The organism is Arthrobacter sp. I3 (genome assembly GCF_000520575.1).
Classification (GTDB): domain Bacteria; phylum Actinomycetota; class Actinomycetes; order Actinomycetales; family Micrococcaceae; genus Arthrobacter; species Arthrobacter humicola_A.
The window spans coordinates 73,583-85,638 of sequence record NZ_KI914969.1 but is presented as its reverse complement, the minus strand read 5'-3'; the positions used below and the strand labels follow the sequence as shown (position 1 = coordinate 85,638).

Here is a 12,056-nt window from a genome sequence, read left to right as displayed (position 1 = left end):
CGGCGATCCAGTCCGGATGGGCGCGGGCCAGGTCCGAGTCTTCGTTGACCATTTCGGGTTCGACCCAGAGCCCGAATTCCATGCCGTGGCCTGTGACCGCGTCGATCAGCGGCGTGAGGCCCGCGGGCCACAGGTCCTCGTCGACGTACCAGTCGCCAAGGCCGGCGTGATCGTCGCGGCGGCCGCGGAACCAGCCGTCGTCGAGGACGAAGCGTTCCACGCCGAGCCCGGCGGCCGCTTCGGCGAGTTCGAGCAGGGGCTCGAGGCGGTGGTCGAAGTACACCGCTTCCCAGACGTTGAGCACCACGGGACGGGCCTTGCCGGACCGCACGCCGGGATGGTGCGGGCGCCCGCGGAACCAGCTGTAGAAGGCATCGCTGATGCCGTCCAGGCCTGCGGCGGAGTAGGCAGCGTACAGCCACGGGGTCTCGTAGCTGGCGTTCGCTGCCACGCTGATCTCGCCGGCGCCGAGCAGTTCCGAGGCGCCCAGGACGGTCCGGCCGTCCGCGGCGGCGTCAACGAAGCTCTCGTGGTTGCCGCTCCAGCCCAGATGCACGGCCCAGACCTGCCCGTGGCGGTTCCCGAATCCGGGGGTGCCGGCCGCCAGCAGGAGCGAGGCGTCGTGGCCGGTCCGGCCGTGCCGGCCCGAGCGGACCCATGTGCCTTGGCGCAGCGGCAGGCGCTGGGGGTGGGACTCCCGGCACCAGCGGCCGGTCAGGTCCAGGATTTCTGTAGCGGCGCGGCCAACGGGCAGCACGGCGGCGAGTTCGTCGACGCTGTAGGGGCCGGCGCCGTCGTTGTCGAGCCGGTGCCGGAGCTGGAGCAGGCCGCCGTCGTTGATCCTGATCTCCGTGCGGACGCTGACACCGGCCTCGGGGTCGGCCTGGGTGATGACGGCCGAGCAGTCCGCCCCGCGGGACCGGCCGCCGCTGGACAGCTCAGCACTGGACCGTTCAACACTGACAACACGCAGACGGGCCGAGAACGCCTGGCCGTTCCGGTGGCCGCGGAGGCCGGGGCGCCCCCGCCAGCCGGAGGACGCCTGCGGGATCACGCCCAGCGTCACCGGGACGTCGAGGGCCGAGTGCGGCACGGCCTGGCCCAGCAGCGAAAGATCCGGCAGGGCCGGCCCGAGGTCGGCGCCGAAGTGCAGCATGGCGGCCTCGCCCGTGCTGAAGTCGATCAGCAGGGACGTTCCGGAGCGGCGCAGGTACAACGGCTCCAGATTCTGCGGCAACAGGTCCGGGACGCCCACGGGGGAGCGGGTCTCGGCGGCAAGGGTGAGGTCCGGGTTGTTCACGGCAGCTCCAGGCGTAGTGGTTTGGGTGGGCGGGGGCCGGGCGGTCAGCCTGTGGCTGCCGCGGGGCTGGCTGCGCTGATGCTCCGGGCGTCGCCGGTATGGGCCAGGCGGAGCCGGCCGACGCGCTCGCCGAGGATGCGCCGGGCCTCGCTGCCCAGAAGGTCATCGCTGATGAGTTCGTCAGCGTCCTCCAGGCCGGCGATCGTGCTGATGCCAAGGGTGCCCCACTTGGTGTGGTCCGCCAGCACCACCACCCGCCGGGCCGCGGTGACGAAGGCCCGGTCGGTTTCGGCCTCGAGCACGTTGGGGGTGGTGAAGCCGGCATCGGCGTCGACACCGTGGACGCCGAGGAACAATACGTCCAGGTGCAGCTGTTTGAGCGAGGAAGTGGCCAGCGGCCCGACGAGGGCGTCCGAGGGTGTGCGCTCGCCGCCGGTCAGGATCACGGTGGACGGGGAGGCGCCCTGGTGGAAGACGTCCGCGATCCGCACCGAGTTGGTGACCACCGTGATCCGCGGGCCGGCGGACAGCAGCTGGGCCAGCGCCCACGTGGTGGTGCCGGCGCTGAGCCCCACCGCCATTCCCTCGCGCACCTGTGCGGCCGCCTCCTGCGCAATCGCCATCTTCTCGTCCTTGAGCTGGGTCACCTTCAGCTCGAAGCCTGGCTCGTGGGTGCCGGCGCCGCCGGGCAACTTGGCCCCGCCGTGGATCTTCTCCACGGCGCCCGCCGCGTCGAGGGCCTCGATGTCCCGCCGCACGGTCATCAGCGAGACGCCGAGCATCTTGGCGAGGTCCGCGACACGGACGATCCGTTCACGCTGGACCTCCGCGAGGATGGCGGAATGGCGGGCTGCGGCTAGCATGTGGAGTCCTTACAGGTTTGAGTGGCTTGACTGGTTTGAGTGGCTGGCGGAGGTGCCGACCAATCGGGCGGCAGCCGAACGGACGACGGCGACACCGCCGGCCGCGAGGCCGAGTCCGCCGTCGAGCTCGCCGCCGGTGAGCAGGTCCACGCCTTCCAGCGGCAGCCGGACGTCGTGGGCGCCGTGGTTGATGCAGAACGTCCAGTCCGTCCCGTCCTTGCTGCGCCGGACCACTTCGACGTCGGGCGGCAGGTCCGGGACGAGCGGCTGCACCCTGGCGTCGGCGCAGACGACGGCGAGCAGTTCGCCCAGGCCCTCCGGCGCGAGTGACGTGGCGACATAGTAGGAGCGGCCGCTTCCGGCACGGTTACGGGTCACGGCGGGAGAACCGGCGGCCGGTCCCTCTTCCACGGCCGCGAGGACCTCGGCGGTGGTGGCATGCCCCAATTCGTTCCAGCAGGTTCCCGCCCCGAAGCTGCTGAGCCGGATGCTTTCGCCGCCGCGCAGCGGGAAAAACTCTTCCATCTTCACGCCCAGCAGTCCGCTGAACGCGCCGGGGTAGCTGCCAAGCCTGATGTGGTCATTTTCGTCCACGATACCGGAGAAATAGGTCACCACGAGGTGGCCGCCGGAGCGCACGTACGCGTCCAGATTCGTGGCCCCGGCATCGCTCACGAGGTACTGCATCGGCGCGACGACGAGCCGGTAGCCGGACAGGTCATCGGTACTCTGGCGGAAGTCGGTGGGGATGCCGGCGCGGTAGAAGGCATCGTGCCAGCGCCTGGTTTCGGCGATGTTGGAGGCGTCCACGCTCGGGTGCGAGTCCAGTTCCGAGGCCCAGCGGGCGTCAGTGTCGTGGAGGATCGCGACGTCCACCCGGCCGGACGCGCCCGTGACCACCGAGCCGCTGACTTCGGCCAGGCTGCGCAGCGCCTGGCCCAGCTGCACCACTTCGCGCCAAACCTTGGTGTCCGTGCCGGCGTGCGGCAGCAGCCCGGAATGGAACTTTTCGGCGCCGGCCCGCGAGGCCCGCCACTGGAAGAAGAGCGCGCCGTCGGCGCCGCGGGCTACATGCTGCAGGGAATTGCGCAGCATCTCGCCGGGCGCTTTGGCGATGTTGCGCGGCTGCCAGTTCACGGCAGAAGTCGAATGCTCCATGAGCAGCCACGGCTTGCCCTTGGCCCAGCCGCGGGTGAGGTCCGCGGTTGCCGCCAGTTCCTGGAAGTTCCGCGGATCCTCGGCAATCAGGTAGTGGTCGTTGGAGACCACATCCATCTCTTCGGACCAGCGCCAGTAGTCCACGGGCTGGTGCAGGCCCATGTTGAAACCCATGAAGTTGGTGGTCACGGGATGTCCCGAGTGCGTGCGGATGATCGCGGCCTCGGCTTTGTAGCATTCGAGCAGCTCATCGGAGGAGTAGCGGGCGAAGTCCAGCTGCTGGGTCGGGTTCACCCAGGTCCCGGAGGTGCGCGGCGGCAGGATCTGCTCCCAGGCCGAGTAGCGCTGGGACCAGAAGGCGGTGCCCCACGCGGCATTGAGGGCCTCCAGGCTGCCGTACCGGCGTTCGAGCCAGCGCCGGAAACCTGCGGCGGCACCGTCCGAGAAATCAGGCTGGTTGTGGCAGCCGTACTCGTTGTGGACATGCCACATCACGACGGCGGGGTGGTCCTTGTACCGGGTGGCGATCTGCTCGGTCAGGGCCGCGGCGGCCCGGCGGTAATCGGCACTCGACGCCGCGAAGGCCTGCCGGGAACCGTAGCTGTGCCGCACGCCGTCGGCCGTCACGGGCAGGGACTCGGGGTACTTGTGGCTGAACCAGGGCGGCGGCGACGCCGTGGCGTTCGCCAGGTCCACCCGGATGCCGTTCGCGTGCAGCAGGTCCAGGACCCGGTCCAGCCAGCCGAACTCGTAGACGCCCTCGGACGGCTCAAGCAGGGACCAGCTGAAGATGCCCACGCTGACCAGGTTGACGCCGGCCTCGCGCATCAGCCGGACGTCCTCGTCCCAGGTCTCCTCGGGCCACTGCTCCGGGTTGTAGTCTCCGCCGAATGCCAGCATCGGGGAGCCTTCGGAGCCGAGGCGGGCGGTGATGTAGTCCATGGCGTTGTTGTGGTTGGAGCTGTTGTCCACGTTTATCCTTTGCTGGAGCCGAGGGTCAGGCCCGCCACGAAGTGGCGCTGCAGGAGCAGGTAGATGATCAGGGCCGGAACAGCCGTGATCATGGCGCCGGCGGCGATCAGGTTGTAGTTGGAGAGGAACTGGCCCTGGAGGTTGTTGATCGCGGTGGTGACCGGAAGCCGGTCTCCGCTTTGGATGAAGAGCAGGGGCCAGAAGAAGTCGTTGTAGATGAAGATCACCTCGAGCGTGCCCATGGCGGCCAGGGCCGGGCGGCACAGCGGCAGGATGATGTCCCAGTACTGGCGCCAGACGCCGGCACCGTCAACCAGGGCCGCCTCGGTCAGCTCGGGCGACAGGGCCTTCATGTAGTTCGAGAGGACGAACGTCACGAAGCCGATCTGGAAGGCGGTGTCCACGGCGATCACGCTGATGTAGGTGTTGAGCAGGTTCCCTGAATCGCTGACGGCGTAGGGAAGCTCGAAGTGTTTGAACATTTCAAAGAGCGGCGCCGCGAGCACCTGCGGCGGCAGCAGGTTTCCGGCGGTGAACATGATCAGCAGGGTGATGTTGAACTTCCAGCTCACCCGGCTCACGGCGAACGCCATCATGGAGGCGAAGAAGAGGATCAGGAACACCGAGGGGACCGTGATGAGCACGGAGTTCCAGAACAGCTGGGAAAAGCCGCCCTGTGTCCAGGCCTGGGCGAAGTTGTCGAAGTTGAAGGCGCCGCCGATGCTGAAGTAGCCGTATTTGTCGGTGTCAGCTTTGGGCCGCAGGGCAGTGAAAATGGCCCAGGCCAGGGGTACGAGCCAGATCGCCGCCATGACGATGAGGAAGACGTGGGTGCCGTAGTGCTTCTTGCCCTGCTTGTTGTTGGCCGGGCGGCCGGGGCGGGGGCCGGTCCTGCCTGGGCCGGAGCTGCGCTGCCGGGCGTCTGCCGGGCTGCCGGCCGCGGCGGCATCGGTTGGATGGGCGATGCTCATGCCTCTTTGTCCTTTCCGAATGCGCGGGAGAGATAAAACGTGATGGGGATCAGCGAGATGACGAGCAGGATGACGGCCAGCGCCGAGCCGATGCCGATCACCTGCCCTTCGCCCACCAGGTTCTGGATGACCAGGGCGCTGATCAGTTCCAGCCCGTTGGTGCCGCGGTTGATCACGTAGACGATGTCGAACGCCCGGAGGGATTCGATGACGGTGATGACGATGATGATGACGTTCACCGGGCGCATGGCCGGGAAGACCACCTGGAAGAAGGTCTGGACCGCGTTGGCTCCGTCGATCTGGGCCGCCTCGCGCAGGGTCGGATCCACGCCCTTGAGCCCGGCCAGGTACAGGATCATGACGTAGCCGGCGTGCCGCCAGGTGGCGGCGAAGAGGGCCGCCCAGATGTTGACGCTGGAATCCCCGAACCAGTCGACGGCCTGGGGCGTGCCGGCGGTGCCAAGCAGGAAGTTCAGGAGGCCGCTGTCCCGGTTGTAGAACAGCTGCCAGATGATCCCGATCAGGGCAAGGGAGAGCATTACCGGGGCGAAGAAGATGCTCTGGTAGATCCGCGTGCCGCGGATGTTCTGGTCCAGGAGCACGGCCAGGAGCAGCCCCAGCGGGGTGGCGACGAGTGCCAGGAACGCCAGCCACAGCACGTTGTGCTGCATGGCCGGCCAAAACGGCGGGTAATCCTGGGCGATGAACTGGTAGTTCTCGACGCCGGCGGGCTTGATGTCGGTCAGCTCCAGCCCGTTCCAGCGGGTGAAGGACAGTCCGACCGACATGAGGGTGGGGATCCAGACCAGTACGAGCTGGATCAGCGTGGGGATGCCCACCATCAAGCCGAGCACCACTTTGTCGCGGCCGGACAGCCGCCGAACCCGCCGCGCGGGGGCTGCGGCTGCTTTGCGCCCCCGCGCCGACGGGTTGGTAGAGACACTCATGGAGATTCCTTGCCTTGTGAAATGCAGAGTGAAATGCAGAGGAAAAGAGCCGTGCTGACCGCGCGGTCAGCACGCCGCTACTGGGCGGCGTACAGGGACTTGGCCTGGGCTTCCAGGTTCTTCACATCGACGTTGCCGTCCTTGATGAACGACTGGAGCGCCGGGATCATCACGTTGTTGGCCATGGCGGGCAGGGCATCGCGGTCGAAGAACTGGCTGATGTTCTTGGCGCCGCTGATGGCCTCGGCCAGCTTCTTGTTCAGCGGAGTGAACTTGGAGGTATCGGCGCCCTTGGCGGTGGCGATGTTGGACGAGTCGACCGAGGCGTACACATCCTGTCCTTCCGGGGTGCCGACGTAGGCCAGGAAGTCCCGGGCGGCCTGGTTCTGGCCGCCCTTCTTGGAGAGCAGCAGGCCGTCGATGGGTGCCTCGATGGCGTCCCGGCCTTCCACCGCGACCTCGGGGAACGGGAAGAAGTCGATGTCGTCGGCGATTGCCTTGTCCGTGTACTGCTGGGTGAGGAAGGAGCCGAGCAGGTACATGCCGGATTTCTTGTCCGCGAGGGACTTCGCCGAGTCCTGCCAGGTCATGCCCAGGGCGTTCGGGTTCTGGAACGGGAGCAGGGCCTTCCAGGTGTCGAAGACGTCGCTGACCTTCTTCTGGTCCCAGCTTTCCCGGTGCGCGGTGAGGTCCATGTGGAACTGGTAGCCGTTCAGGCGCATGTTCAGGTAGTCGAACGTGCCCATGGCGGGCCAGCCGTCCTTGTCCGCGAATTCAATCGGGATCAGGCCGTCGGCCTTCATCTTGGTGGCGAGGGCCTTCAGCTCATCGAACGTCGTGGGGACGGTGTACCCCTTTTCCGTCCAGAGGCTCTTGCGGTAGAAGAAGCCCCAGGGGTAGTTGTAGTTCGGGATCAGGTACATCTTGCCGTCGGCGCCGGTCGAGGCCTTTTTCAGGGCATCGGAGTAGTTTCCGCCGACCTTTTCCCAGACGTCATCGATCGGGGCGAGCAGCCCCTTACCGGCGTAGTACTGCATGCGGTACCCGGCGAACCAGGTGAACGAATCGTCTGGGCTGCCCTGGAGGTAGGTGTTGATCTTGTTCTGGAAGTCGTTGTGCGCCACCACGTTGGTGGTGACCGCGATGCCGGACTTCTTCTGGAAAGCGTCGGTCACCGCCTTGTAGGCAGCCTTGGGGACCTCGTCGGAGGACCCGGAACCGAACGTGGCCGTCTTGGCGCCGCCGCTGGCAGGTGCGCTGCCGCCCGTGCAGGCCGAGAGCAGGGGAATGCCGGCCATCGCGACTGCTCCGGCGCCGAAGGTCTTCAGCAGCGTCCTCCGGTCCCACCCGCCTCGGCTGGAGGCCCGGAGCAGTGCGTCTTCATGCATGGTCATAATTTCTCCTTTGAAATAACGCGGGTGGAGTGAAGCGGCTCACATCATTAGCTATCATAATCGCACAATAAGGAACGTCAAGTAGCAAAAAAGAACATTTTGCTGCGCGTGACCGGATTCGTCCGTTGACTTAGGGCGGGGCCGCTCTTAGCGTTAAGCCCCTCAGGGTGCCGATGTGGTCCGCCGGTTGGCGGTGGCGCCCGGAACCGCGGATACATGGCGAAAACCCAGGTGCACCCATGAAGATCAAGTCCACAGCCGCCGCCACGCTGCTCGTCCTGCTGTTCCTGGGAGGATTGCTCGGCGGCCCGCCCGCGTCCGCGCCGGCGTCGTCCGAGGGCGCCACGTATTACGTGAGCGCCGACGGCAGTGACGCCAACGGCGGGACGTCGCCGCAATCAGCCTGGGCGACGCTCGACAAGGTCAATGCCACTGCACTTCGGCCCGGTGATTCGGTCAGCTTTCGCCGCGGAGACATCTTCTCCGGTGGCCTTGTGGTCGGCCAGAGCGGCACCAGCCGGCTCAAGGTCACGCTGAATGCCTATGGAAGTGGCGATCCGCCCGTCCTTACGGGCGGACTGGCAGGAACGTGCGTCAGGCTCGACGGCGACTACATCGCCGTTGACGGCCTGCGGGCGGAGTCGTGCGGCTATGCGGGCTTCAGCATCTACGGCGACCACGGCTCCGTGCGGAACTCCGCCGCCAAGAACAATGCCGCGGGCATCAAAGTGAGCGAGGGCTCCGACTTCGGCACCTATACCAACAACACGCTTGCCGACAACAACATCATGAACGTCAATACGCCGGGGGAGCTGTGCGGCACCGCCACGTCCCTGAAGTGCGATGACGACTCGGGCGCCTTTGGCTTCCTGATCAACGGCAGCGACAACGAGTTCGCCGGCAATACCGTCACCGGCTCCACCGCCGTGTCCTACGACTTTGGCCACGACGGCAGTGCGTTCGAAATATTCAACGGCAACCGGAACAGGATTCACCACAACGTGGCCGTGGATAACAACGTCTTCTCCGAGCTGGGGCGCGGGAAGGGCGGAACTGCCGACGGCAACACGTACAGCTACAACCTGGTCCGGTCCACCTGCGGCCCCAACTGCTCCCAGGCCATGGGGCTGATCGCGCGCGGCAGGACGTCCTCCTTCGGCCCGACCAACGGCACCACCTTCGAATACAACACCGTGTGGCTGGACGGCGCGGACTCCCAGGCTCTGGTCTGCCACGCGTCGTGCCCGGCCTCCACCGTCGTCAGGGGAAACATCCTGGTGGCCGCCCGCAACGCGCTGTGGATGGACGGCGCCGGCTGGACGGAGCAGGAAAACGTCCTCAACGGCCCCACGAACATCAGTCCCAATGCCACCTCCACCACCGAGCCGGCCGACTTTGTCAACGCACCCGCCGATCTCCACCTCTCCGGCGCGAGCCCGGCCATTGACCGGGCCGGGGTCAGCCCCTTCCCCCTGGATCTGGACGGGCGGCCGGCCAACCAGAAGGGCGACTGCCAGGGCGGCGGCGCGGCCGATGCGGGGACCTACGAATACAGGCCAGCCGGCTGCTGAAACGCAAGGGCATGGCGGCGCAGCAAGGAACCGGCACTGGTGCCATCGCTGGTCCCAGGGTGTTCGGGGCGGCCCGGCGGATGTTACATAGTTGCAACTGCCGGGACACCCATGCGAAATCGTCCCGGGCGGATACTTGAAGTGCGTCCTCCCGGGGACGATTCGCATGCAGGCATTGGGGACTACTCGAAGGACCGCGCCGATGCCCACACCGTTCAACCAGGCCCTGGCCGACTCTGCGCTTCTCACCAAATCCCTCCCGCTGGGCCTGCTCCGCGCTTTCGTGCAGACCAACGCGGCCGACGACGGGCTCACGCCGCAACTGCTGGCTGAGCTCAAGATCCTGGCCCGCGCTCCCGGGCTGCTCGTGGCCTGCAACTACGGCGGCACGCTGTGCGCAGCAGAAGGCATTTCCACCGAGACCCTGCCGCTGGGCAGCGCGGCGATCGCGCTGAGGGCGCTGGCAGCCCTCCCGAACACCCACGCGGCCGTCATCTCCGGGCGGTCGCTGCGGGATCTGGCCGCCGTCTCACGGCTCCCCGCGGAGGTGCACCTGGTCGGCTCGCACGGCGCGGAGTTCGACATGGGCTACGCCCACGGGCTGTCCCTCGCCACCGAATCAGTGCTGCAGCAGGCCAGCCAGGCACTCGCCGAAACCATCGGCGCCTACCGGGGCATCAGCATTGAGCGCAAGCCGGTCGCCGTGTCGGTGCATACCCGCCCGGCCGCCCCCGACGTCGTCGCACTGGCCGCCACGAAGGCGGAGGAGATCGCCCGGGCGCACGGGTTGCACTTCATTGTGGACGGCTCGGTGCTGGATCTCTCCGTGGTGGAGCCGTCCAAGGCCTCCGCGCTGGAGCACTTGCGCTCCATACTCGGCGTGAGCGCCGCCCTTTACGCCGGCGACGCCTTCAGCGATGAGCTGGCCATGGCGACGCTGCGCGGGCCGGACATGGCGCTGCGCGTGGGGGAGGGGCCCACCGTGGCGGCCCACACGCTCCGGGACCCGGAGTCGTTCGCCCGCGTCCTGGCGATCCTGTTCGAACTGCGGCGGGCGTGGCTGTTCGGCGAGGACGCCGTGGGGCTGGAGCGGCATTCCATGATCGGCAACGGCTCGTCCACCGCTCTGATCACCCCGGACGCGAAGATCTGCTGGATGAGCCACCCGCTGCCGGACAGCGGGTCGCTGTTTGCCCATCTGCTCGGCGGCGATGCGGCGGGGCACTTCTCCGTGGAACCGGCGAAGTCCTCGCAGGTCCTGGGCCAGCGCTACGTTGACAGCACCATGATCGTCGAAACCCGGTGGGCCGACGTCACCGTGACGGACTATCTGGAGCCGGCCCCGGACGGCATCACCAGCCTGGTCCGGGTGCTGTCCGGCACCGGCACGGCGAGAATCGTCTTCGCTCCGCGGCCGGACTACGCGAATGCGCCGTTCAGCATGGAGGCGCGTGGAACGGAACTGCACGTCGTGGGAACCGCGGACCCCATCATACTTCGGGCGCCCGGAGTGGCCTTTTCCATCACCTCGGACGGCCGGCACGGCACCGCCACCGGAGACGTCGACTTGCGGGACGGGCCGGTGGTTCTCAACCTGCGCTGCGGCGACACGGAACCGCAGCCCGCGGTGCCCGGGGACGAGACTGATGATGAGGCCCGGCGCCGCGCCGCCGTCGCCCATCACTCCCGGCGCTGGGTCCACGAACTGCAGCTGCCCGGCGTGAAGCCGTCGCTGGTCCGCCGGTCCGCGCTGGTGCTCCGGGGGCTGGTCCATGAACCCACCGGCGCTGTGCTGGCCGCACCCACCACTTCACTGCCGGAGGGAATCGGCGGCACCCGCAACTGGGACTACCGGTACTGCTGGCTGCGGGACGGGTCCATGACCGTCAACGCGCTCGTGGACCTGGGCTCCACGGCCGAGGCCGAGGGCTTCCTGGCCTGGCTGGGCCGGATCCTGGCCCACGCCCCGGGTCCGGAGTGGCTCCATCCGCTCTACTCCGTGACCGGGGCGCCGCTGTCCACCGAGGCCATCATCGAGAGCCTGCCCGGCTACGCGGGATCCCGCCCGGTGCGGATCGGGAACGCCGCCGACCACCAGGTGCAGCTGGACGTGTTCGGCCCGATCGCCGAGCTGATCCACGCCCTCAGCGCCCGCCAGGGCATGCTCTCCGACGGGCACTGGGACCTGCTGGTCCAGATGGCCGCAGCCGTGCTGGCCCGCTGGCAGGAGGCCGACCATGGAATCTGGGAGGCCAGGCGGGCGCCGCGGCACCATGTCTACACGAAGGTGATGTGCTGGGTGGCGCTCGACCGGGCGCTGCGCACGGCTGTCCGGCATGGCCGGGAACCGCTGCCGGCCTGGGAGCCCACGGCGGCGAAGATCCGGGAGGAAGTCCTGCGTGAGGGCTGGGACGAGTCGGCGTCCTCCTACACCGTGGCGTACGACAGTCCGGACCTGGACGCAGCCGTGCTGCACATCGGTCTGTCCGGCCTGCTGGACGTCAACGACCCCCGGTTCCTGGCCACCGTCACGGCGGTGGAGCGGGAACTGCGGGTGGGGCCCACGGTTTTCCGCTACAGGTACGACGACGGCCTGCCGGGCCTGGAGGGCGGGTTCCACATCTGCACCACCTGGCTGATCGAGGCCTATATCGCCGTCGGCCGGATCGAGGAGGCCTGGGACCTCTTTGACCAGCTGGTGAACCTGTTCGGTCCCACGGGGCTGCTGCCCGAGGAATACGACCCCGGCACGGAAACCCACCTGGGCAACCATCCCCAGGCGTATTCGCACCTGGGCTTCATCCGCTGCGCCCGGCTCCTGCATGAGCACCAGAAGAACTGACCACCCGGCCCGCGGACAGGCCGGCCGCCGTTACTCGC

8 protein-coding genes are annotated in these 12,056 nt (G+C 67.8%); 2 read left to right on the top strand and 6 right to left on the bottom strand.

Annotation, left to right across the window (positions count from 1 at the left end):
• The 6 genes from Y706_RS27060 to Y706_RS0121470 form a co-directional block, all read right to left on the bottom strand.
• The coding region (locus Y706_RS27060; protein ID WP_253906870.1) for an alpha-galactosidase at positions 1-1,225 on the bottom strand (1,225 nt) is incomplete at its 3' end.
• Between the two features lie 119 nt (positions 1,226-1,344).
• Complete coding sequence (locus Y706_RS0121490; RefSeq protein WP_028278195.1) at positions 1,345-2,163, bottom strand: DeoR/GlpR family DNA-binding transcription regulator; 819 nt, start codon at positions 2,161-2,163, stop codon at positions 1,345-1,347.
• A 9-nt stretch (positions 2,164-2,172) separates the two neighbouring features.
• Positions 2,173-4,293, bottom strand: coding sequence for a beta-galactosidase (locus Y706_RS0121485; protein WP_028278194.1), 2,121 nt, complete (start codon positions 4,291-4,293; stop codon positions 2,173-2,175).
• A gap of 2 nt (positions 4,294-4,295) precedes the next feature.
• Complete coding sequence (locus tag Y706_RS0121480) at positions 4,296-5,264, bottom strand: carbohydrate ABC transporter permease (protein WP_028278193.1); 969 nt, start codon at positions 5,262-5,264, stop codon at positions 4,296-4,298.
• Positions 5,261-6,211, bottom strand: coding sequence for a carbohydrate ABC transporter permease (locus tag Y706_RS0121475; RefSeq protein WP_028278192.1), 951 nt, complete (start codon positions 6,209-6,211; stop codon positions 5,261-5,263). The genes Y706_RS0121480 and Y706_RS0121475 overlap by 4 nt, the downstream gene beginning before the upstream one ends.
• 77 nt (positions 6,212-6,288) lie before the next feature.
• Positions 6,289-7,605: an ABC transporter substrate-binding protein gene (locus Y706_RS0121470; RefSeq protein WP_018774004.1), complete on the bottom strand. Its 1,317-nt coding sequence runs from the start codon at positions 7,603-7,605 to the stop codon at positions 6,289-6,291.
• A gap of 239 nt (positions 7,606-7,844) precedes the next feature.
• On the opposite strand from Y706_RS0121470, the gene Y706_RS0121465 reads away from it, so the two are divergent.
• Together Y706_RS0121465 and Y706_RS0121460 are read left to right on the top strand one after the other, a co-directional pair.
• The gene (locus Y706_RS0121465; protein ID WP_028278191.1) at positions 7,845-9,176 is read left to right on the top strand and encodes a right-handed parallel beta-helix repeat-containing protein; all 1,332 of its coding nucleotides are present in this window, start codon (positions 7,845-7,847) and stop codon (positions 9,174-9,176) included.
• 202 nt (positions 9,177-9,378) lie between these two features.
• Positions 9,379-12,018, top strand: coding sequence for a trehalase-like domain-containing protein (locus Y706_RS0121460; protein WP_028278190.1), 2,640 nt, complete (start codon positions 9,379-9,381; stop codon positions 12,016-12,018).
• Positions 12,019-12,056 lie beyond the last annotated feature (38 nt).

What these genes read in the sequence shown, in the direction of transcription:
- Y706_RS0121490 (WP_028278195.1), bottom strand. Translation starts at nt 2,163, where the DNA reads ATGCTAGCCGCAGCCCGCCATTCCGCCATCCTCGCGGAGGTCCAGCGT.
- Y706_RS0121480 (WP_028278193.1), bottom strand. Translation starts at nt 5,264, where the DNA reads ATGAGCATCGCCCATCCAACCGATGCCGCCGCGGCCGGCAGCCCGGCA.
- Y706_RS0121475 (WP_028278192.1), bottom strand. Translation starts at nt 6,211, where the DNA reads ATGAGTGTCTCTACCAACCCGTCGGCGCGGGGGCGCAAAGCAGCCGCA.
- Y706_RS0121470 (WP_018774004.1), bottom strand. Translation starts at nt 7,605, where the DNA reads ATGACCATGCATGAAGACGCACTGCTCCGGGCCTCCAGCCGAGGCGGG.
- Y706_RS0121465 (WP_028278191.1), top strand. Translation starts at nt 7,845, where the DNA reads ATGAAGATCAAGTCCACAGCCGCCGCCACGCTGCTCGTCCTGCTGTTC.
- Y706_RS0121460 (WP_028278190.1), top strand. Translation starts at nt 9,379, where the DNA reads ATGCCCACACCGTTCAACCAGGCCCTGGCCGACTCTGCGCTTCTCACC.